Here is a 22,842-nt window from a genome sequence, read left to right on the forward strand (position 1 = left end):
TTACTCTTCGTCCGGGTCGTCAATAATAGCCGGCGTTGTACTGTTTGACGGCTGTACTGGTGTAGAAGGCGTTCTGCCTCTCCTAAACAAATTCCTGAAAAACTCGCCAAACGTATCAAAATCACGTTGATAGATTAAGCCTAAACCATTAACATACTGTGCAGCAGAGATCGAACTAGTAATTGTAGTGGTATTCAACACACGATAAGAAAACCTGCCCCGTAACTGGCCATCGCTACGGATAAGATATTCTGCATTGAAGTCGGTTGTTAATGCTCTAAATCCAGAGTTGAAGATATTAGCCGAATTATTGCTAAAAAGGTCATTAGTCCCTAACGCGTTGTATACACTTCCGTTAAGCAAAACACGATCGTTGAATAATCGCAGTGATGCACTGGCGTCACTTTGTGAGCGTATATTGATATCCAGACTTCGGAAATTGGTTGATTGTGCAATATAGCTATTGAGTTTGTTAAAGAAAAACTCGCTGGCTGCAGATGTTGCCGTACCTAAAACCTGTTCATTGATATTGGTACCTGTACCAGGTGCAAATTGTCGTCTTACAATGAGGCTTAATGCCTGCTGGTTACGGTTATTAACGTCTGAAAGATAGGCACCCATATCATCCTTAATGCTTGGATTGAGCGGGAAGTTAAAATCAAATTCAATGTTAGGTTGTAGCAAGGTACGTGTTAAATAAAGCTGCGCCTGTACCAATTCCTGCCTTGTGCCCTGTGGTGATTGCTGGCCAGCGGCCTGGTACAATGGTGCAATATTAGCTCTTAACTCATAGATGGCGTTTAGATTGATCTCGGCATTTGATGGATTTCCTGTCCAGCGTAGTGAACCACCCTGGTTAATTTGAAAGTTTTTGCTGATAAAGTTTTTGGCCGTAAATTCAAATTTACCCGAATTGATTAGGAAGTCGCCCCGCATATCAAAATCGCCCAGGCTGTTAATGTTAAGTTTAAGCCCACTGGCGGTTCCGCGGCCTTCCAGTAAACCTAAGTCTGTTGTGATGCGCACTAATGTTTTCTCATCTGCCGAAAGGTCAAAGTTCAGCGTTACGCCTTTGAACGCATTTCTGCTCGAAATAACCTTAGTAGAATCGGTATGGCTCACAAAGCGTATAAAATCGTATTCACCTGCTGTGGCCGATGTGTTTAATGGGATATTGAATACCGTACCTTCTTCAGTTTTGGCCTTGATGTCGATATTCATATTATCAATAGGGCCGGTGAAGCTAAAGCGGCCGGTACCAAAGGCTGTACCATAATAGAGGCGGTTATCTCTAAAAGTAGTATTCAGCGCCATTAACTTGGTTGCTTGTATGTTAATGTCTAAAGTGGGAGTGGAAATGTTAGTTAAGTCTACCGTGCCATTGGCTATTGCCTTGCCGCCTCTTGGGTCGGTCAGCGTCATGCCGTCAATCTTGATAACGCTGTTGCTTACAGTGAGTTTGTCATTAATGGTGTAAGGTACTTTCAAATAGTCAACCGTAACGCCGGTGTTAGCAAGGGTGATATCACCGTTCAGTTGCGGGTTGGATGGAGCGCCTGTAAGTTTCAAGTCAGCCGAGATGGTGCCTTTAACATCAGAAACCAAATTCTTGATAAACGGTGCAAAAATAACCGCCTCTGTTTGATCCATGCGGACATCGAAATCCAACTTATCACCCGATTCCTTATTAAGATAGTAAGCGCCGGCTATATTCAGCGTCTCCAACCCTCGGTTAAGGATGTTCATTTTTACGTTGGCCCGCTTACGCTCATTGTCCAGGTCTGATACGATTTTTACATCGCCCACCAGGGTCTTGTTCATCATGAGCGAATCAATGCGCATATCGGCATCTATGCCGGGCGCTTTCAATACGGCACTTAAATTTACATCACCGCTAAGAGCGCCCCCAAGCAATACCCCGCCCGACTTGGTTAATTGGTTAAGCGTAGACATTCTGAATTTGTCAAACTGCAACTTTAGTCTATCCTTTGCGCTCGATGATATGAAACCGTTAATACGTACGTGCTGCTCACCGTTACTCAGTTCAAATCCTTCAACCTGGGTTTTACCGTTCAGCAAGCGTATACGAACCTGCTCTGTAAGTCGCCATGATTCGCGCTCCAAAACTACCTCAGATGGCAGTAGCTTAAGCTTAGCCGTGGTGTCGCGTCCAAACTCCACCAGGCCATATAAGTCTAATTGGTTGGTGGCGTTTTTATCTGATAGTTTCACGTTGAAATTTAGGCTGTCATTACGTAAAAAGTTGGTAATGTTAATATCTTTAATGTACAAGCTATCGGTTAAATCTACTTTACTTAACGAGACGTTAAGGTTCAATAAACTATCGGCGGTGCTCTCATCCACAATGAAATCATGAAACACCATCTTGCCGTACTGTACCTTTTTAATAAGGCCGCTCAGCGTGGCGGTTTTGTTAGCCGAATTGAACCGGCCTACGAAAGTACCGCCCTCCGGAATTTTCAAATCGGGTGCAAAAATGAGCAAAGCAGGATCGAGGTTTTTGAGATTAAGCCTAAACTCAAAGTCTTGAAAACCGGGTTTGTATATCTTGGTCTTTAATGAGGGGATGTACTTTTTGGCAATGGTTTTATAGTAAGACGGCAAGGTATTTAAATCAAACCGGCCTTTAATACTGCCATCGGCCAGGTCAGATTGCAGGCTGATGGTGCGGTTGCTGCCTAAGCCCGTTGCCGTTAACATTAGCGAGTCGACCACGTAATTCTCATGCGGCGTACTTACACGGGTAGGCGTGAGGCTTACAAAGCCCTGTAAATTATTAGCGTTGCTACCCGAAAAGTTAGTGTTAATAGTGGTGCTTAGCGTAAGCGTGTCTTTAATAAATCCAAGCTTGTTTAACCGAGCGTCTTTAATTGTTCCGGCCAACTGGTATTGTGGCGATGCAGGTTTGAGATTCACATTGCCGGTTAAATTTAGCTTTATATTACGGTCGGCCACCTTAACGTTGGCTTTGGCAATCTGATTTTTAAAGCTGCCTTTAGTGCTAATGTTATGGTAAGTATATCCCTTAAAGTCCAGGTAATTTATTTGCGCATCCAGATCGGTTCGCAGGTTTTTCAGCTCATCACCGCTGCCATCAATCTTGGCAGAAAATGTACTGCGGCCAAGCATGCTGTTATCCAGCAAATGGGCCAAATTAAAATTAGTGGCTGCAACAGTGCCCTTGTAAGCCGGAACACCCTTGTCAATAAACCGCAAATTAATGTTAGGATTGAGGCGGCCCAGTAAGGTTTTAAAGGTGCCTTTAAGATTAAAATTGTTTTGGGTGCCGTTTAACTGACCATTAAAGCTGATGTTGCCAAACTTGGCCAAAAACTCAGGAAGTTTACGGTTGGGCGTGCCAGTAAAGCGGCTGTATAAATTATCGAGATCTTTTTTATTAGTGGCCAGTTGGTCAAAGCTGAGCGCCAGGCGGGTGGTTTCCCACTCGGGCAACCCTTTTAGCTCAAAATTACCTTTTAGGTAAGTAGCCTGACCTGCAGATACAGTAAGGTTACGAGCTTTAATGTTATTTACCTTGCCGCTGGCACGCCCGCTTAAATCAAGTTCGAAGTTGATTTTGCCTAATGAGCTGGTAAAATAACCAATATCAGCTGATGACAAGTGAGAGCTCTTCAAATCGGCATCCATCACCACCTTGTTCTCGAAATCACTAAAATCATCAAATGATTTATAGCGCATTCTAAAATAGTCTTTCAGCCTGGAGTTTGGCGTAGCCAGAAAAAGGTTTTGCAGTCTGATCTGGTTAGTGTCAACCGTAGCATTTACAGAAAGGCTTTTAACAATAAACCCACTTTTTTCATGCAGTGTTAAATTTTGCAGATTGCCCTTAAAAAGGTGGTTTTTCAAATCCATGCCGGTAAGCACGGTAGTAAAACGACTAACATCCAAATCGTTAAAATTAACCTGATGTGGGGTAGCAGTACGGTTTAACGAATTTTTGTACCTGAAGTGAAAATTACTGATGCCAATGCGATCAAAATTCAGTGTCCAGGGTTTGCCGGCTTTTTTTATGGTATCTGCCGGGCGGTTGAAATAATCTATAATGAATTGTACGTTTGTAGTGCTATCTTTTAGCTTCTTCAGGTAGACAGAGCCATTATTCAACTGTATGCGCTTAAACTCTATATGCCGGTCTTTCAGGCTGTTGAAGATCGAAAAATTGCTAAGCTCTACTTCAAGCAGGGGGGTGCGTAGCAGCGTGTCTTTTTGTTTGTCGAGCACATAAAAATCCTCCAACACAACCGACGAGAATGGCTTAACGTAAAGGCTCTTGATATCAACCTTGGTATGCAGCTCTTCCGAAAGGTATTTTGCAGCTTTACGGGCAGCCCAGGTTTGTACCGGCTTGTACTGGATAAGAACTAACATTATACTGACAATGAGCAGCACAATGAGTACCAGAACAAGCGCTATTTTGAGTATTTTTTTGATAATTTTGTAGCTTTAAAAACATATCAAGTGCCTGTAATTTTAGGAATAGAATCTTCTTGCGATGAAACCTCGGCTGCTGTATGTGCGGATGGTGCGATGCTTAGTAACATCATAGCCAACCAAACCATACATGAGGCCTATGGAGGCGTTGTGCCTGAGCTGGCATCAAGGGTTCATCAACAGAATATCATTCCTGCTGTACAGCAAGCAATATCTAACGCAAAAATACGCAAAAATGATATTGATGCAGTAGCTTTTACACGCGGACCAGGCCTTTTAGGTTCACTTTTAGTGGGCGTATCATTTGCCAAAGCATTTGCCCTGGCTAATAACCTTCCACTTATTGAGGTGAACCACATGCAGGCCCATATTTTGGCGCACTTTATTGATGAACCTAAACCATCATTTCCCTTTTTATGTTTGACTGTTTCGGGCGGACATACACAAATAGTTTTGGTAAAGGATCACTTTGATATGGAAGTGATTGGCCACACGCAGGACGACGCTGCAGGCGAGGCAATGGATAAGACCAGTAAAATACTGGGTTTGCCCTATCCCGGCGGTCCGCTGATTGATAAGCATGCCCGATTGGGCAATCCGGATGCTTTCCAGTTTCCGGAGCCGCAGATACCCGGCTATAACTTTAGCTTTAGCGGGTTAAAAACAGCTATCTTGTATTTCATCCAAAACAACGAAGCTAAAAATGCCGCCTTTGTAAAGGACAACTTAGCCGATATTTGCGCTTCTGTTGAAAAACGCATTGTGACCATATTGCTGAACAAATTAACCAAAGCAGCAAAGGCTTATGGCATTAAGGATATAGCTTTGGCCGGAGGCGTTTCGGCTAACACCGGTTTACGGCAAGGTTTGCTCGATGTTGGCGCAAAATACCACTGGAATACTTTTATACCCAAAATGGAGTATTGTACCGACAATGCTGCAATGATAGCCATAGCCGGTTACCATAAATATTTAAAAGGTGATTTTACGGACCAACATGTGGCGCCGCTGGCCCGCATGCCATTTTAAACATAATTTTATGAGCATACCCTCACTAATATTCTGGTTGATTTTTGTAGTTCCCCTGGTAGGGTTGTTAATTTGGGTAATGCGGCAGGACAAGCGCAAAGGCATCACCGGTTTGGTGGTACTTGGCTTAACTGTTGTTATTGCTATTGTTTACATGTATGTGCGTACAGGCGGCAAATAATTAAAAAACTTATGGTAAGGTGCCTTTTTTTGATTGCAAGCTTATTGGTGGCTACGGGTACATACGCCCAGCGCACTGCCGGCCTTACACAACAGCCCGATGCCTCTTTTACTAATTATAGCGCTTACAAAAACGCTAAAAAGAAGTATCCGCAAATACAATTGGTAAAAGACAGTCTGCCGCCATTGGTAAAGGCAAATCAAAATATCAATTATCTAACAGTAAACGATCAGAAGTTGCTATTAGATGTGTTTAGGCCAAAGAAAGCAGCTCAAAAGCTTTTGCCCGCCGTAATCATTATTCATGGTGGTGGCTGGCGCTCCGGTAGCCGTACACAGCATCACCCACTTGCTGCGCGACTGGCGGAGCAAGGTTTTGTTTGCTTTACACCTGCTTACCGCTTATCAACCCATGCTTTGTACCCGGCAGCCGTGCAAGATCTGCAAGCTGCTATTAGCTGGATAAAAGCCAATGCAAAAAAATACAAAGTAGATACGCAAAGAATAGTTGTTTGCGGCTTTTCGGCAGGAGGGCAGTTGGCCACCTTGTTAGGTACTACCGTACCTGGCATTAAAGCCATTGTTGATATTGATGGCACGCTCGCTTTCATTCACCCCGAATCGGGCGAGGGTGACGACAGTAAGTCTGTTTCGGCTGGCACAAATTGGTTTGGTTATACCAAAACTGAAAAACCGGAATTATGGCAACAAGCAGGCGCTTTGGCCCATGTTGGTTCCCGCACACCACCTACGCTTTTCATCAACAGTTCGGTAGACCGAATGCATGCTGGTCGTACCGATTATATAAACATCTTAAACCAGTATCATATTTATAACGAGGTGCATACCTTTCCGGATTCTCCTCATGCGTTTTGCCTATTTGAGCCCTGGTTTACACCTACAGTGGCATATATTACAGGTTTCCTAAATAAAGTTTTAAAATAAGAAAAGCCGCTTTGACCAACAAAGCGGCTTTTCTTATCTTATATAATTGCCGATTAATAAAACTTAGGCGGCGGTATCAGTTGCGGGTTTTGACGTTGGTGCCAGTAAGGATATATCGGGTCGCGGTCGCTGGCAGCGTCCAGTTTTTTAACTTGGTCGGTAGTTAAGTTCCAGCCCACGGCGCCCAAATTTTGTTTTAGTTGCTCTTCATCGCGTGCGCCAATTATAATGTTGGCAATAGTTGGGCGCTGTAGCAACCAGTTTAAGGCCACTTGCGGTACTGATTTGCCGGTCTCCTCGGCTACTTCATCTAAGGCATCCACAATTTTGTACAACAACTCAAAGTTGGTAGCCGGACCATGTGATCCGCCTTGGGCCATGCGGTTATTTTCGGGAATCGGCTGGTTTCTGCGGAACTTGCCACCTAAACGGCCCGACGATAGCGGACTCCAAACGATAGTGCTTACTTTGTGTTCAATACCTAACGGCATCAATTCCCACTCAAATTCGCGGTCGAGTAATGAATAATATGCCTGGTGGGCTACATATTTAGACCAGCCGTAACGTTCTGATATGGATAAAGATTTCATTAAGTGCCAACCCGAAAAATTTGAGCAGGCAATGTAACGTATCTTGCCACTGGTGACCAGGTCATCTAAAGCTTTTAATGTTTCCTCAACCGGTGTGTTGGCATCAAAACCGTGCATGTGGTAAATATCAATATGATCGGTCTTGAGGCGGCGCAAGCTGTCTTCACATTGTTTTATAAGGTGTGAGCGTGATGAACCAAAATCGTTTGGCTTATCGCTCATAGGAAAGGTTGCTTTGGTGGATATAAGTACCTGGCTGCGTAAGCCTTCTAACGCCTGGCCTAAGATTTCTTCAGAAGCGCCGCCTGAGTAAATATTGGCTGTGTCGAAAAAGTTAACACCTGCATCAAGGCAAAGGTTCACCAGGCGTTTAGCCTCATCAACCTGGGTATTGCCCCAAGCCTTAAAAAATTCGTTGCCGCCGCCAAAGGTTGCTGTGCCAAAGCTAAGCACCGGTACAAATAGCCCCGATGCGCCTAATTGTCTGAATTCCATAGTGTGTATTTGTAGTTGAAATGAATGTATTTGCTGGTATTAAAATAACACACTATGCCGCAAATGTTTGTCAGTTATTTATCAGGATGCACAGAAGGTCTTTTACTTTCGGCATAAGCATCATCTATATTGTAAACGCAGTTATCATCTGATGCTTCAACAAACTAAATAATAATGGCACACAAAAAAAGCCGCTTAAAAGCGGCTTGTATAATTAATCAGATTTAAAAAGCTTATTCCACTTCCTCAGGCATGTTATCACCTGATACAACTTGTTTAATCTTGTTTTCCAGTTCCTCGGCTAATTCCGGATTGTCGATAATTAATTGTTTTACAGCATCACGACCCTGGCCTAAGCGGCTGTCGCCGTAGCTAAACCATGAACCTGCTTTTTTAATGATGTTATGCTCAACACCCAGGTCAATGATCTCGCCGGCTTTGGATATACCTTCGCCAAACATAATGTCAAACTCGGCTAAACGGAACGGAGGTGCCACTTTATTTTTTACAATTTTTACCTTTACACGGTTACCCGATACTTCATCACTATCTTTAATTTGAGATATACGGCGTACATCCAAACGTACAGAAGCATAGAATTTTAAGGCGTTACCACCGGTAGTAGTTTCGGGGTTACCAAACATTACACCAATCTTATCGCGTAACTGGTTAATGAAAATACAGCAACATCCGGTTTTGCTAATGGTACCGGTAAGCTTCCGTAAGGCCTGTGACATTAAGCGGGCATGTAAACCCATTTTAGAGTCGCCCATTTCTCCTTCAATTTCGCCTTTAGGTACCAATGCTGCTACCGAGTCAATTACTAATATATCAATGGCGCCCGAGCGGATCAGGTTGTCGGCAATTTCTAAAGCCTGCTCACCGTTGTCAGGTTGAGAGATCAGTAGGTTCTCTACATCTACTCCTAATTTTTGAGCATAGAAACGATCAAAGGCATGCTCAGCATCAATAAAGGCTGCAATGCCGCCTCTCTTCTGCGATTCCGCAATGGCATGGATAGCCAAAGTGGTTTTACCTGATGATTCGGGACCGTAAATCTCAATTACACGGCCTTTGGGTAATCCGCCTACACCTAAAGCCAGGTCCAACGTTAACGAACCGGTCGGAATTACCTCTATAGGCTCGATTACAGAATCGCCCAGTTTCATGATGGTTCCTTTACCGTACGATTTTTCCAGCTTATCCAGTGTAAGCTGCAATGCTTTTAATTTATCTGCGCTTGCGTTACTCATCTTGTTTATTTTCTATAACAAATATACTTAATAAAGTTTATATACTAAAAAAATTAGTAATTTATTTTTGGTTGATATAAAGGTAGGTAACTTAAATTTTTAAACGAGGTTTTGGTTTATTAAGGGTTTAATAAACCCGTTAGTCTTATTTTCCGTATAGCATAAATATACAGCAAAAATATTCCATTACAGATCATCATTATGCCATTTAAGAAAGGCGAGTTTGTGCCAGAGATACTAAAGAGAGCTATTAGATACAGTTTTAAGTACGGGTGGCATGGGCGCTATGCTAACTGGCAGGATGCGCTGCAAAAAACCACCGGCTATAATGCCCAAACGGTATTGCACCGTGTTAAGGCCGGCGCATTGCAAGTTAAAGAGGGCAAGTATGCTTATGAGCGTGATGGCATTACTTATAGCAATATTGAAGTAGCTTATCCGCTTTTAGCTGCACTACTGTGGATAGCATCGCAAAACGACAACAGGCTTAGCCTGGTTGATTATGGCGGCTCGCTGGGCACATCGTACCGGCAAAATCTTCCTTTTTTAAAGCACCTGCAAACATTAGAATGGCGCCTGGTTGAACAAGCTATGTTTGTAGAAGAAGGCCGCAGGAATTTTGAGGATGAACATCTGCACTTTTACTATTCACTTGAGGAGGCGTGTAAGAACAACGGTACACCACAGTTATTGCTGTTCTCCAGTTCACTGCAATATATGGAAAGGCCATACGAACTGTTAACAAAGGTGGTAGAATCTAATATTCCCTACCTGATGATAGACCGTACTGCATTTATTGATGAGCCTGAAGACCGCCTCACAATTCAAAGCGTGCCGCCTGCTTTTTATGATGCTTCATATCCATGCTGGTTTTTTAGCGAGGCTAAAATGAATATGTTCTTACAAAACGCCTTTGAACCGGTCTGGGGCTTTACGTCGGGTCAGAAAGTACAGTTGGGATTACAGGAACTGGATTATACCGGCAAGCTGTGGCGCAGAAAATAATAGCAGGCAGTTAATGTCGCAATTGGCATTGTAGATTGCCGTGTTAGCACCCTGCCTTGAACCGGCAATGCCTATAGCTTTGTATCATATTTTTAATGATATGATAGCACAAGCCATAAGCGAGTATGAAGAAACTACCCAGCAACTGCTGAGATTGTTAAGCAAATTTACACCTGCACAATTTAACCAGGTACCTTTTGAGGGCAGTTGGACGGCGGGGCAATTAGCAGAGCACGTGTTAAAATCACAATCGAGCATCGGTGAATTATTTGGAGGCAGCGCCAGGCCGGCTAATCGTAAGCCCGACGAAAACGGGAAGAAATCAGGAGTGCGTTTCTGGATTTTACCATCAAGATGCAATCGCCGGAGTTTGTGGTGCCTTCTGATGGGGCAAAAGATAAGGATACGCTTTTGCAGCAATTGGAAGCAACCCGCGGTAAGGTAACACAAGCCGCTGCTGCTTATGATTATACTTATGAATGCATAGGTTTTGAATTGCTGGGCTCGGGTCCGTATACCCGCATTGAATGGCTTTACTTCATTATATATCACACGCAGCGGCATGTTCATCAACTGCGCAATATTTTTCACAAGTTGTGTTTGGTATAAATACTCCAATTTAAAATACGAGCTGTTAAAAAGAGTTAAAGTATTGGTTTACAATTATTAGTAATATAACTTAGTAATAACAACCACTAACACTCACATTATGCCAGCTCAAACCTTATCCAAAGCACAGCCGGTTGCCCAAGCCGACCGTATACAGTCTATTGACATTTTGCGGGGCATAGCCTTATTGGGAATCCTTCTGATGAACATTCCGGGTTTTGCCATGCCCGAAAGGTATTCGGACGTTTTTCATCAGGATACACACAGCATTAATTTTTGGACGGACGCTGTAATTACGGTATTATTTGAAGGTAAGATGCGTGCCTTGTTCTCTATGGTTTTTGGGGCCGGCATACTGCTTTTTGTAATGCGTAAAGCGCAGAACGGACAACCGTTTAAGGCCTTGTTTTTTAGACGCATGGGCTGGCTGGTATTGTTTGGCCTGATACATGCCCATGTTTTACTTTGGGAGGGTGACATCTTATACGGATACGGCGTTATAGGTATGCTGGCTTTTATTTTTCGTAACATGAAGCCTAAGTACCTGGTTTGGGCAGTACCTATTGTAGCTATATTGGATTTTACGGCGTCTACATTATTCTATCAAAATATCAGAGGGCAGCGGCTGGCTTACAATAGCGCTATAGCCCTGCAAAAACAAAACAAGCCATTAAGTAAACAGCAACTGCAAGCGATTACCACCTGGCGGGCAACCGAAAAAGAGTTTTTGCCCAATAAAACCGAGATAGCCGCGCATACCCGCAGTATGAAATCTGACTACAACGGGGTGGCCAGTTATATACGTCCGCTAACCTGGGGCTTTCAAACTAAATACTTTATTTTTTTAATATGGGATGTGCTGGCCTTAATGATGCTGGGCATGGCTCTTTATAAGTGGGGATTTATGACCGGCGGGTGGACGGCCACCCAATACAGGTTAACAGCGCTGGTTGGCTACGGTGTTGGCCTGCCATTGGTTATGTTAGATTACTACCATGATTACCGGCAAGCGCATGGCAGTGCGGCTTCTATACATTACCTCGAAACGCATGCCATGTCGTGGTGGGGGTTAATTTATCCCTTTCAACGTATATTGTTGGTTATGGCACATGCCAGCGTACTGTTGCTTATGGTACGTGCCGGGGTGTTTAAAGGGTTAACTAACCGCCTGGCCGCTGTTGGACAAATGGCTTTTACCAATTACATTATGCAAACTATGTTTTGTACGCTTTACTTTTTTGGTTATGGCTTAAATAAATTTGCAGACCTGCAGTATTACCAATTATACTATGTAGTTGCTGTGATATGGGTCATACAACTAATTGTAAGCCCGGTATGGCTAAAGTATTTTTTGTTTGGACCGCTCGAATGGCTGTGGCGTAGCTTAACTTATTGGCAGTTACAACCTATGCGGCGCAATGCACAACAAATAGCAGTTGCTGTTTAATTGGAGTGATAGACCAACGGTAAGTCATCTATTGTTTTAAATTAGCCCTGATTGTTCCAGTTAAACCAATTATAGTAAGTGAATTGATGTTACCCGCCGCTTTAACTTTACCAATATTAGCAGCGCTATAAAATTCGCCGTAATATTAGGTATTTATGAAGCATAAAGTAAAATGTTAATGGCACAGTTTTGACCAGGCTGCTTTAAGATAAGCTGGCGTTTTTTTACACAGAGTTTTATGCCATTTTAAAATTATGCTACTTCACCCGTGCCCTTATGGTATACAGGAAACTTAACCGAATTGGCAACAAAGCAAAACCGGTTAGCTGTGTGGTGCAGTTCATCCAACTTTGCAAGCATTGTAGCGTCGCTAACTAGCACGTGCGGCTTCAGTGTAGCCTCGGTAAAGTAGCCGCTGCCATTAGTTTCCTCAATCATAACAGCGGTAGCCTTATCGGTATAGGCTAATACATTAACACCTGCTTCGGCGCACACATGCAAAAACCAAAGCATGTGACAACTCGATAACGAAGCCAGCAACATTTCCTCCGGGTTATGTTTATCTGCATCGCCACGAAAAGCCGGATCTGACGATCCCTGAATTACCGCTTTATTGCCGATGCTGATTTCGTAAGAACGCTCATAAACGCGATAGTTTGAGGTACCTTGGCCTGTGTTGCCGGTCCAGGTTAGGGTTGAGGCGTAGGTGTGTTGTTTGTGCATATCAATAAGATAGTAAGCTGTACAATTACTTTTTAAACAAAAATCCCGGACTGAATAGCCCGGGATCGTTATAATCATGGAGTAACATTAAACACCTAAATCCTGCATTATGGCGTCAATCTTGGCATCCATTTGCTGGTCGGTTTCCTGATAAACCTCTTTTCTGGTTAATTCACCTTTTACGCTGCAATAGAATTTAATTTTAGGCTCGGTGCCTGATGGACGAGCGGATATAATACTGCCATCTTCGGTAACGAACTGTAATACGTCTGACTTAGGTAGCTCGATAGGCTTAGTCGTATTGGTATTCAAGTCTGTTTCCACACGCTGCTCATAATCTTTTAACGCAACTACTTTTGAACCACCCAATGTTGCAGGCGGATTGGTACGGTAGCGCTGCATCATGGCTTTAATCTCCTCGGCTCCTTCCTTACCTTTTTTGGTTATGGAGATCAGTTTTTCTTTGTAGAAACCATATTTAAGATAGATGTTGGCCAGTGCATCAAACAGGCTGTTGCCTTTATCTTTGTAAAAAGCCGTCATCTCGGCAATAAATGCTGCCGATACTACAGCATCTTTATCGCGTACAAACTCGCCGATAAGGTAACCATAGCTTTCTTCGCCACCGCCAATAAAGGTTTGTTTGCCTTCAAACTGGGTCATCAGCTCGCCGATAAATTTAAAGCCGGTAAGGGTGTTGTAGCATTTTACGCCCTTGTCGGCCGCTATAGCATCGAGCAGATATGAGGTTACAATAGTTTTTACGATGTACTCATTACCAGTTAATTTGCCTTTCTCTTCCCAGGCGGTTAACAGGTAATCAATAAGCAAGCTAGCTGTTTGGTTACCGTTCAGCAGCACAAACTCGCCGCTGCTGTTTTTTACTGCAATGCCTACGCGGTCGGCATCAGGGTCGGTTGCCATTACCAGGTCGGCGTCAACGTCCTGCGCTTTTTTGAGGGCCAGGGTTAGAGCTTCTTTTTCCTCAGGGTTAGGGTAAACCACGGTTGGAAAGTTGCCATCAGGCGTGGTTTGCTCTTCTACCAGAATTACGTTCTCAAAACCAAACTGTTCCAAAGCTTTAGGAACCAAAGTAATGCCGGTGCCATGTATAGGCGAGTAAACTATTTTTAAACCTTTTTGGCGCTGTATAGCCTCAGGCGATATGGAAAGCGTAGCAATGCTATCCAGATAGAGTTTATCAATCTCCTCACCAATCAGCTCAATGTTAGCTTCGTTGCGGGTAAACTTTACTTCGTCTATACTTTTAATTGCTGCTACTTCCTGCAACACCGCTTTATCATGAGGCGCTACGTACTGGCCACCATCAGCCCCGTAGGCCTTATAGCCGTTGTACTCTTTAGGATTGTGCGAAGCCGTTAACATAACACCGCTTTTGCACCCTAAATGCCTAACTGCAAACGACAGTTCGGGAGTAGGACGCAAAGCTTTAAAGAAGTAAACATAAATGCCGTTAGCCGAAAATACATCGGCCGTAATACCGGCCAATACATCAGAGTTGTTGCGGCTATCATGCGCAATTGCCACCTTTACCTGCTCGCCGGGATAGGTCTTTTTAAGATAATTAGCCAGGCCTTGCGTAGCCACACCAATAGTATATTTATTTACCCGGTTTGAACCCGGCCCCATAATGCCGCGCAAGCCACCGGTACCAAATTCCAGATCGCGGTAAAACGAGTCGGTTAATTCTGTATATGCTTTGTCGTCCAGTAACTTTTGTACGGCCTGTTTAACATCGGCATCATAATTACCTTCGAGCCATGAATTTGCTTTTTGTAAAATGGTTGGGTCTAACTCCTGCATATGTAATATATTTTGTTCTGGTAGTGACGATTGTTTTAGTTCAAATATGATAATAAAAAGGATTTATCACATTATCATATTCCATTTATGTGTTAAATACGTTTAGTGTTTTACGCTATGTGTGCATTTAACCTTGGGGTAAGCAACAATCTTGTAGTCCACTAACCAAGGCTAACCAAAATGGTTCTCAACTTTTCGCAAATTTGTTTGTCTTTACCTTAATTAACAAACCAAATCTGCCTGTCATGACCAAAACAATTTATGTAGCTACAGCTCTATTAATACTATCTGCAAGTGCATTTGCACAAAAAGTTGCTAATTATTCATCTGGTAAACGGGGCACTGCTGCTTATGAGCACTTTTCTTTCTGGACTAAGGGTAGTAAGCGTGTGGAAATCATTTACTCTTATGGAAAGAATGACAAGACTCAGCCTGCGCAATACTTGGGTAAAACCACTTATAAGGGCAAACCGGGGTTTAAAGTTGGCCTGCCCGGCAATTATCAACTATATGTGATACCTGAAGGAATTAATTTGCGGGTAATTGGACCAACAAAAAAATACAATAAGCTATTTGCCTGGGAGTACGAAGGCCCGGTTAATGGCATAGGCACCTTTTGCGATGTTTGCGCGGATGATGAGAAAGCGGCTATGCAGTTGGTAAAAGCGTACTTCATTCATTGAAGGTGAGTTAAACTTGAGTGTAGATACCCCAAACAAGGTTTGAGAATTCGCCTGCAGCAAAGGTTATAGTTTGAGTAGCCGTAATGATCTGGTAAATGGCCATTACATGTGTCTGTCCATATATTGGGTCTTTAACCGATACCAACTCCTGGGTGTTCGTCCACTCATAATCCCAAATGTTAAGCCCTTGTATCTCGTAATATTGCCCATCAATAATTGCGGATTGGCACACCCATGCAGTATTCACATTGGTTAAGTTAAGGCAGTGTATTGCGCGATATGTAGATTATGGCCGAGTCATCAGTACCGCCACCATTAAAGCTATTAGTTTCGGCAATGTACGCACCGCCCGACGCTGCCACATATAAGCGGTCATGATTATCCAGGTATAAGTTGTGTATTTTTCTCTTGAATGGAAAATTAATCAGATTGGTGCTGCCGTAAATGGTTCTTGTAATTTGCGTAGGGTTATGTATATAGGCGGTATAATCGTTTTTTGTAAGCGGCGAAACATTATACTTTAACTTGTAAGTAACCTGTTTATCGGCCGACTGTGAAATTCCAATTGATTTGGAGCGATAACCTCCATCAGGTTTTAAATAAGGATTCCAGCTTCTGCCATAATCTAACGTGTAATATTGTGCAAGGCCAGCTCCGTAAGTTCCTTCAAGTTCGAGGCCGCCGGTTGCAGCCAGTGCAATAACTGAATCGCCCGATGTAATTAAGCCCTGTACCTGTCCGTTAAAATTCTTTGATTCTTGCCAGGTTTTCCCTTTGTTGGTGGTAAAGTAAGCCTTAACCCAAGTGGTAACCAGTAGTGTATCATCAATACTACCGGCAAAAGCATAAGCATCGCGTGCATTAGGAATTTCCAACTTAATCCAGTTAGGGTCGTCCTGCTCCTGTTTAACAGTGTTGATCTTATCCTTTTTGCAGGAGCAAATCATGATTGCAATACAGGCAAGCATTAAAAAAGCGTGTCTCATGGTATTCAAAAATAGCATTAACCTTTAATTAAATCAAAGTGATTAAGTGCAGGACCATTAACTGCCTGAGCTAAGGCTTAAATCGTCGCCTATTACATCAGCCTTAACTGCTTTTGCCGCTTTAACCGTTTTTACCTTTGCTACCTTAGCCGTTTTGCTGAACACCAGCGCTGCCTTACCGCTTTGGTAATACTTACAAAAATGGGTAAGGGGGCATATCTCGCATTTGGGTTTACGGGCCACACAAATGTAGCGGCCGTGCAGTATAAGCCAGTGGTGTGCAAAACCCAGTGTTTGCTTGGGCAAATACTCAACTAATTGTTTCTCTACCGCCAGCGGTGTTTTTGCGTTGGTGGTTAAACCTAAGCGGTTGGCTACTCTAAATACGTGGGTATCTACTGCTATGGCCGGTGCATCATACACTACAGATGCTATTACGTTAGCCGTTTTACGGCCTACGCCGGGGAGCTTTTGCAGCTCATCCAAATCTGAGGGTACCTGGCTGTTAAATTGCTCTACCAGCATTTTTGCCATGCCGGCCAGGTGCTTGGCTTTATTGTTAGGATAGCTTACGCTGCGTATGTAAGTAAAAATTTCATCTGATGAAGATGCAGCCAGGTCTTCAACCGTCGGAAAGCGTTGGAATAGGGCAGGCGTGATCTGATTGATGCGCTTATCGGTGCATTGGGCCGATAGTATTACAGCCACTAGTAGCTCATATGGATTGGAATAATGCAGCTCGGTTACCGGGTTAGGTTGGTTTTTTGAGAAATAATCAACAAATAACTGGTAGCGTTCTTTTTTTAACATGAGGGTACAAATATACAAAAAGCCCTGCGTTGGCAGGGCTTTGGTAGTTTGTTAACGCAAGCTTTTCGAATAGTTGAGCAGGTTTTCGATGGTTTGCTGTTTTGGCTTTTTTTGCAAAAGATCCAGTTCAGTGCGGATAGCATGATGAAACAACAGTTCATCGGCGTCCACGTGTTCGGTTACATCTAATCCCTCCACCATAGTGTTGTTTGTAAGTGCGTTTAAAAATCTTGTAGAAGTTTCGCCCATAAGCTTTAAAGTGTTTGTATTACACCATAACGCATATCGCTTATCTAATATTTTAGCGGGCGATATAAATTTTTAATTTTAATTACAATCAGTTCTTCAAACTCAACTCTTTGGTCTGCATCATCTTGCGTAAGTTATTTAAGGCATAGCGCATGCGGCCCAGGGCAGTGTTTATGCTCACCTCGGTTACGTCGGCAATTTCCTTAAAGCTCATGTCGCCAAAGTGGCGCATAATCAATACTTCTTTTTGCTCAGCCGGTAATAAATGGATTAATGCTTTTAAATCTTTGTGGGTTTGCTCGCGTACCATGCGGTCTTCGGTGCTCTCGTCATAATGACCTAACACTTCAAAAATGTCAAAGTCGTCGCCACCGCTCACTAAAGGCGTGCGTTTTTCACGGCGAAAATGGTCAATCACCAAGTTATGGGCAATGCGGCTTACCCAGGGTAAAAATTTACCTTCCTCGTTATATTTGCCGGCCTTTAGCGTGTTAATTACTTTGATGAAGGTATCCTGGAAAATATCCTCGGCCAGGTATTCATCTTTAACCAGCAAGTAAATGGATGTGTAAATTTTAGTTTGATAACGGCGGATGAGCTCAACAAGCCCTCCCTCATGGCCGTCTATATACAGATGGATTAAATCCTGATCACTTTTCAAATGAAAATCCATAGAACTTCTACTTTAAAATCAATTAATTTAAATTAAACTACGTTTCAAGTAAAGTTCTAATCGATAGGGGTTCCTCTTAATTACTATATCAAATAAACTAAATATTGTGTTAACATGCAAATAATTTTTAAGGTTATATGTTATAACACATTACAATGACAAACTCCCTGGCGCACAAACTGAACGCGTCTTGAAAAGAACATTTACTGATAATAATGTCTTAGGTTATTGGTTATATATACGTAACATCTTGATACTATGTAACAAGCTGCTTTGTATTATTTGACTGCTTTTTGTACTGAAGGTTTAACCGTCATTGCCTGTTAATTGGAAATATCGCACAACTTTTGGGAGAGGAAAGTTAGCGACTTTTTCGTAAGTTTTTCTACAATAACCTATGGATTTATATCACCTTTCTTTTACTTAAGTGTTTAAGTATGCAGTAAAGTAATCAATGCTTGCATAATGCTAAATAATTTAGGATTTTTGCACATTAAATAAGTTGTAAAGTTAGGTTTGTAATTAGCGAATAAAGAGTGGTTAATCACTAGCCATAACCATCAGCCCCTGAACTCAAAATAGAATGAGCATAGAAACTGAGAAAGATCCTCAACACCATATTATTATTAAAGGCGCCCGTGTACATAATTTGAAGAACATGGACATTGCCATACCTAAAAACCAGTTGGTGGTTATAACTGGTATGTCTGGATCGGGCAAATCATCACTGGCGTTTGATACGCTGTACGCCGAGGGGCAACGCCGCTATGTAGAGAGTTTATCCTCTTACGCGCGCCAGTTTTTGGGCCGCATGAATAAGCCCGACGTAGATTATATAAAAGGCATTGCACCTGCCATTGCCATTGAGCAAAAGGTAATTACCAGCAACCCCCGCTCAACCGTAGGCACCAGTACCGAAATTTACGATTACCTTAAACTGCTGTTCTCGCGTATTGGTAAAACCTTTTCACCAGTATCGGGCCTGCAGGTAAAAAAAGATACCGTTACCGATGTGGTTAACTTTGCGCAGGCCCAGCCTGATGATACGCAACTGACCATACTTTGTCCGCTGCACCCGCATAACAACCGCAGCCTGAAAGAGGAACTGGCAGTGTTGCTGCAAAAAGGTTTTGTACGTGTGGAATACCGCGGACAAGTATCACGCATTGAAAGTTTGTTGGAAGACGAATCTATAGGGAACGATTCGCTGGCTGATAATGATCCGCTACGTATTGTAGTAGATCGTGTAACCAAGAACAATGAAGAGGAAACGCTGAGCCGTATAGCCGATTCGGCCCAAACTGCTTTTTTTGAGGGTAAAGGCGATTGCTACTTAAAATACCAGGAGCCTGAAAGCGAACAGGAGAAGGAAAGCTTTTTTTGTGACCGTTTTGAGTTGGATGGGATTAGGTTTGAAGAGCCTACGCCCAATTTTTTTAGCTTTAATAACCCGTATGGTGCTTGCCGTAAATGCGAAGGTTATGGTAAGGTGATTGGTATAGATGAGGATTTGGTTATACCCGATAAAAGCAAATCTATATATGATAACGCCATAGCGCCCTGGCGCGGCGAAAAAATGGGCGAGTGGAACCAAAACCTTATTCGCCAGGCCGATAAGTTTGATTTTCCAATACATCGGTCTTACAGCCAGTTAACCGATAAGCAAAAGAAGCTTTTGTGGACAGGTAATAAATACTTCAGAGGGCTGGATGCTTTCTTTAAAGAGATAGAGGAACAAACCTACAAGATACAATACCGGGTAATATTGTCGCGCTACCGCGGTAAAACCACCTGTCCTGATTGTAAGGGCAGCCGTTTACGGCCTGATGCCACTTATGTAAAAGTGGCCGGCCACTCTATTACCGATATTGTGCTGATGCCGCTGGATATTGCACAGCAGTTTTTTGGTGATTTGCAACTGGATGCACACGATGCCAAAATTGGTAAGCGTTTGCTGATGGAAATAACCAACCGCATATCTTTCTTGAACGATGTGGGCTTAGGGTACCTAACGCTCAACCGGCTCTCAAATACTCTTTCGGGCGGTGAATCGCAGCGTATTAACCTGGCTACCTCATTGGGAAGCAGCCTGGTAGGGTCGGTTTATGTGCTGGATGAACCTAGTATTGGCCTGCACCCGCGCGATACCCAGCGACTAATTACGGTATTAAAATCCCTGCGCGATGTAGGTAATACCGTATTGGTAGTAGAGCATGAAGAAGAAATTATGCAAGCTGCCGATCACCTGATTGATATTGGCCCAGAGGCTGGCACACACGGTGGTCAGCTTATATTTTCGGGTACTTATGCGCAAATCTTAACCGATGATAATAGCTTAACCGGAAAATACCTGAGCGGCCGCGAAGAGATAGTTGTACCTGCACAACGCCGTAAGTGGAATGATTTCATCCAGATAAAAGGCGCCCGCGAAAATAACTTAAAGCATGTAGATGTGAAGTTTCCGTTGGGCGTACTTTCGGTAGTAACCGGTGTATCTGGCTCGGGTAAAACCAGTTTGGTGAAACGTATACTGCACCCGGCACTGCAAAAGGTATTGGGTAATTACTCAGGCGAACAAACCGGTTCTTATGATAGTATTGAAGGCGATTATGGCAAAATAGAATCTGTTGAGCTGGTAGACCAGAACCCGATAGGCCGTTCATCGCGCTCAAACCCGGTTACTTATGTAAAGGCGTGGGATGAGATACGTAATCTTTATGCTAGCCAGCCGGCGGCTAAAGCTGCGGGTTTAAAACCATCGGCATTCTCATTTAACGTAGAGGGCGGCCGCTGTGATGTATGCCAGGGCGAGGGCGAGGTAAAGATTGAAATGCAATTTATGGCTGATATCTTTTTGCCTTGCGAGGCGTGTAACGGCAACCGCTTTAAGCAGCATATACTTGACGTAACTTACCAGGAAAAAAACGTTTCAGAAATCCTTCAAATGACGATTGATGAGGCGCTGGAATTTTTTGTAAAAGAGCAAAAGATCATCAACAAAATAAAACCTTTGCAAGATGTAGGTTTGGGTTATGTACAATTAGGGCAATCGTCTAACACGCTTTCGGGCGGCGAGGCGCAGCGCATTAAACTGGCATCTTTCCTTATTAAAGGTAATAATGCCAGCAAAACACTGTTCATTTTTGATGAGCCTACTACCGGCTTACACTTTGCCGATATCAAGAAGCTCCTAAAATCATTTGACGCCCTGCTGGAACAAGGCAATACCATTATTGTAATAGAGCACAACATGGATGTAATTAAGTGCGCCGACTGGGTGATCGACATCGGTCCTGGCGGTGGCAACAATGGCGGTGCCCTGGTTTTTGAGGGTTTGCCCGAAGATCTGCTTAAAGACAAGAAAAGTTTTACCGGGCAGTTTTTAAAGGAACGGTTAAAAAAATAAAATTGAAGAGGCACTTTTAAAGTGCCTCTTTTGTATGGTAAAAGTTTTAGCGGTATCAACTATATGGTTTGTGCAATGTTTACTTTACCTAACTAATCTGTAATTATGACCTCTTTTATTGTTGTAGCCGTTATTGTAATACTCTTGTTAGCCTTCATTGGTGTTAAACTTTTTGGTAAAAAGCGGTCGGCCGAAACGCCGTTACAACCATTGGATTCAAATTACAAACAGCTGCTAACCGAGCATGTGCCTTATTTTCAAAAGCTCGATGAACCGGAAAAGCAAAAGTTTGAGGGCATGATTGCCGGGTTTATACAAAGCATCCGGATTGAAGGCGTAGGGTTAGAGGTTGATGATGTTGACCGTGTACTGGTAGCTGCAAGTGCCGTAATCCCTATTTTTGGTTACAACGAGTGGCGGTATAACAACCTGACCAACGTTATTTTATACCCTGATGCTTTTAACAATGATTTTCAGTTTGAAGGGGAGGACGGCAGCCGTAACATTATGGGCATGGTTGGCTCAGGCTTTATGAACGGGCAAATGTTGTTATCGAGGGCCGCATTAAGAAATGGTTTTTCCAGTTCGTCGGGAAAGCAGAATACGGGTATACATGAGTTTGTGCATCTGCTCGATAAGTCTGATGGCGCTACAGATGGCGTGCCTGAAAACCTGCTGCCGCATGAGTATGCAGCCCCCTGGCTAAAAATGATGCACCAGGAGATTAACAGGATTGAGAAAGGCAAGTCAGATATTAACCCTTATGCCGCTACCAACGAAGCGGAATTTTTGGCCGTAGCTGCCGAGTACTTTTTTGAAAAGCCCGAACAGCTACAAAACAAACACCCTGAGCTTTACCAGCAATTAAGTCGCCTGTTTGCACAAGACCCGGCTGCTGAGTAAATTAGCATTCCAATTATTTTTATGGAAGAGATAGCCATATTGCAACAGCAATATCAGATGATTAAAGGTTCGCGCGAGGTAGTGTTGGATTTTGCTGCACAGCATTTAAGCGATCTGTTACAGGTGCCGGTACCTGCGTTTGGTAAAAGCATAGCCTACTTGCTAGTGCACAATGCCAACGTATACTTGCACTGGACGGCTAACTTTGCCATGCAGTTCAATCGGGAATATGCCAATGAAAATGCCTTCACCAGTATAAGCAGCATTAGGGAGCTATACAGTATGGTTGATTTAATGGTGGATACCTTTTTAAACCATTACCGTAGTAAATTAAACGAGGTAGTTAGCGGCATCACCGCAAACGGCCAAAACGAGCAATCAACCCCGCTTGAGATATTTACCCATGTAATTACGCATGAGTTTCACCATAAAGGGCAGTTGTTAAGTATGTTCAGGCTGTTGGGGCATACACCGCCCGATGCGGATGTAATCAGGTTCTAAATACTAGCTTGATTGATACGCCATAAATTGAGTTGTGATAATGCATCAAACTTGCAAA

21 protein-coding genes are annotated in these 22,842 nt (G+C 43.1%); 11 read left to right on the forward strand and 10 right to left on the reverse strand.

The window, feature by feature from the left end:
- Entirely contained in the window at positions 1-4,410 is a 4,410-nt protein-coding gene (locus ABDD95_RS02740; protein WP_345950368.1) for a translocation/assembly module TamB domain-containing protein, read from the reverse strand.
- 90 nt (positions 4,411-4,500) lie between these two features.
- On the opposite strand from ABDD95_RS02740, the gene tsaD reads away from it, so the two are divergent.
- Genes tsaD through ABDD95_RS02755 form a run of 3 tightly spaced genes read left to right on the forward strand, consistent with a single transcriptional unit; the run spans position 4,501 to position 6,627 of the window.
- The gene (gene tsaD, locus ABDD95_RS02745) at positions 4,501-5,502 is read left to right on the forward strand and encodes a tRNA (adenosine(37)-N6)-threonylcarbamoyltransferase complex transferase subunit TsaD (RefSeq protein WP_345950369.1); all 1,002 of its coding nucleotides are present in this window, start codon (positions 4,501-4,503) and stop codon (positions 5,500-5,502) included.
- Between the two features lie 10 nt (positions 5,503-5,512).
- A complete protein-coding gene (locus ABDD95_RS02750; RefSeq protein ID WP_345950370.1) occupies positions 5,513-5,683 on the forward strand; it encodes a hypothetical protein in 171 nt (56 codons plus the stop codon).
- Positions 5,684-5,694: 11 nt separating this feature from the next.
- A complete protein-coding gene (locus tag ABDD95_RS02755) occupies positions 5,695-6,627 on the forward strand; it encodes an alpha/beta hydrolase (RefSeq protein ID WP_345950371.1) in 933 nt (310 codons plus the stop codon).
- Between the two features lie 53 nt (positions 6,628-6,680).
- On the opposite strand, the gene ABDD95_RS02760 is transcribed toward ABDD95_RS02755, so the two are convergent.
- Together ABDD95_RS02760 and recA are read right to left on the reverse strand one after the other, a co-directional pair.
- On the reverse strand, positions 6,681-7,712 hold the full coding sequence (locus ABDD95_RS02760) for an aldo/keto reductase (RefSeq protein ID WP_345950372.1): 1,032 nt from the start codon (positions 7,710-7,712) through the stop codon (positions 6,681-6,683).
- Between the two features lie 233 nt (positions 7,713-7,945).
- On the reverse strand, positions 7,946-8,965 hold the full coding sequence (gene recA, locus ABDD95_RS02765) for a recombinase RecA (protein WP_345950373.1): 1,020 nt from the start codon (positions 8,963-8,965) through the stop codon (positions 7,946-7,948).
- A 201-nt stretch (positions 8,966-9,166) separates the two neighbouring features.
- Here recA and ABDD95_RS02770 point away from each other — a divergent pair, with 201 nt between their 5' ends.
- The 4 genes from ABDD95_RS02770 to ABDD95_RS02785 all read left to right on the forward strand — a co-directional run bounded on the left by ABDD95_RS02770 (position 9,167) and on the right by ABDD95_RS02785 (position 12,026).
- Positions 9,167-9,970, forward strand: a complete 804-nt coding sequence (locus tag ABDD95_RS02770) for a methyltransferase, TIGR04325 family (protein ID WP_345950374.1) — start codon at positions 9,167-9,169, stop codon at positions 9,968-9,970.
- 67 nt (positions 9,971-10,037) lie between these two features.
- A complete protein-coding gene (locus ABDD95_RS02775; RefSeq protein WP_345950375.1) occupies positions 10,038-10,415 on the forward strand; it encodes a DinB family protein in 378 nt (125 codons plus the stop codon).
- Positions 10,325-10,579, forward strand: a complete 255-nt coding sequence (locus tag ABDD95_RS02780) for a DinB family protein (protein WP_352432925.1) — start codon at positions 10,325-10,327, stop codon at positions 10,577-10,579. Before ABDD95_RS02775 ends, ABDD95_RS02780 begins: the two co-directional genes overlap by 91 nt.
- Before the next feature lie 100 nt (positions 10,580-10,679).
- On the forward strand, positions 10,680-12,026 hold the full coding sequence (locus tag ABDD95_RS02785; RefSeq protein ID WP_345950376.1) for a DUF418 domain-containing protein: 1,347 nt from the start codon (positions 10,680-10,682) through the stop codon (positions 12,024-12,026).
- Positions 12,027-12,278: 252 nt separating this feature from the next.
- Here the strand turns inward: ABDD95_RS02785 and ABDD95_RS02790 are convergent, their stop codons facing one another.
- A complete protein-coding gene (locus ABDD95_RS02790) occupies positions 12,279-12,749 on the reverse strand; it encodes an OsmC family protein (RefSeq protein ID WP_345950377.1) in 471 nt (156 codons plus the stop codon).
- A gap of 87 nt (positions 12,750-12,836) precedes the next feature.
- Positions 12,837-14,573 carry a phospho-sugar mutase gene (locus ABDD95_RS02795; protein WP_345950378.1) on the reverse strand — a complete coding sequence of 579 codons (1,737 nt, stop codon included), beginning with the start codon at positions 14,571-14,573 and terminating at the stop codon, positions 12,837-12,839.
- A 245-nt stretch (positions 14,574-14,818) separates the two neighbouring features.
- Here ABDD95_RS02795 and ABDD95_RS02800 point away from each other — a divergent pair, with 245 nt between their 5' ends.
- Positions 14,819-15,256 carry a hypothetical protein gene (locus ABDD95_RS02800; protein ID WP_345950379.1) on the forward strand — a complete coding sequence of 146 codons (438 nt, stop codon included), beginning with the start codon at positions 14,819-14,821 and terminating at the stop codon, positions 15,254-15,256.
- 7 nt (positions 15,257-15,263) lie between these two features.
- Here ABDD95_RS02800 and ABDD95_RS02805 read toward each other — a convergent pair whose 3' ends face one another.
- From ABDD95_RS02805 to ABDD95_RS02825, 5 genes are all read right to left on the reverse strand, one after another.
- A complete protein-coding gene (locus ABDD95_RS02805; protein ID WP_345950380.1) occupies positions 15,264-15,503 on the reverse strand; it encodes a hypothetical protein in 240 nt (79 codons plus the stop codon).
- A gap of 10 nt (positions 15,504-15,513) precedes the next feature.
- Entirely contained in the window at positions 15,514-16,242 is a 729-nt protein-coding gene (locus ABDD95_RS02810; protein ID WP_345950381.1) for a hypothetical protein, read from the reverse strand.
- Positions 16,243-16,299: 57 nt separating this feature from the next.
- Positions 16,300-17,052: an endonuclease III gene (nth, locus tag ABDD95_RS02815; protein WP_345950382.1), complete on the reverse strand. Its 753-nt coding sequence runs from the start codon at positions 17,050-17,052 to the stop codon at positions 16,300-16,302.
- A 51-nt stretch (positions 17,053-17,103) separates the two neighbouring features.
- Entirely contained in the window at positions 17,104-17,301 is a 198-nt protein-coding gene (locus ABDD95_RS02820) for a hypothetical protein (protein ID WP_345950383.1), read from the reverse strand.
- Between the two features lie 88 nt (positions 17,302-17,389).
- Complete coding sequence (locus ABDD95_RS02825; RefSeq protein ID WP_345950384.1) at positions 17,390-17,974, reverse strand: sigma-70 family RNA polymerase sigma factor; 585 nt, start codon at positions 17,972-17,974, stop codon at positions 17,390-17,392.
- 583 nt (positions 17,975-18,557) lie between these two features.
- Here ABDD95_RS02825 and uvrA point away from each other — a divergent pair.
- The 3 genes from uvrA to ABDD95_RS02840 all read left to right on the forward strand — a co-directional run bounded on the left by uvrA (position 18,558) and on the right by ABDD95_RS02840 (position 22,784).
- Positions 18,558-21,380 (forward strand): excinuclease ABC subunit UvrA, encoded by a 2,823-nt coding sequence (gene uvrA / locus ABDD95_RS02830; protein WP_345950385.1) that lies wholly within the window; start codon positions 18,558-18,560, stop codon positions 21,378-21,380.
- Positions 21,381-21,485: 105 nt separating this feature from the next.
- Positions 21,486-22,283, forward strand: a complete 798-nt coding sequence (locus ABDD95_RS02835) for a M90 family metallopeptidase (protein WP_345950386.1) — start codon at positions 21,486-21,488, stop codon at positions 22,281-22,283.
- A 21-nt stretch (positions 22,284-22,304) separates the two neighbouring features.
- Positions 22,305-22,784: a DinB family protein gene (locus ABDD95_RS02840; RefSeq protein ID WP_345950387.1), complete on the forward strand. Its 480-nt coding sequence runs from the start codon at positions 22,305-22,307 to the stop codon at positions 22,782-22,784.
- Positions 22,785-22,842 lie beyond the last annotated feature (58 nt).

The organism is Mucilaginibacter sp. PAMB04274 (assembly GCF_039634385.2).
In the GTDB taxonomy this organism is placed as follows: domain Bacteria; phylum Bacteroidota; class Bacteroidia; order Sphingobacteriales; family Sphingobacteriaceae; genus Mucilaginibacter.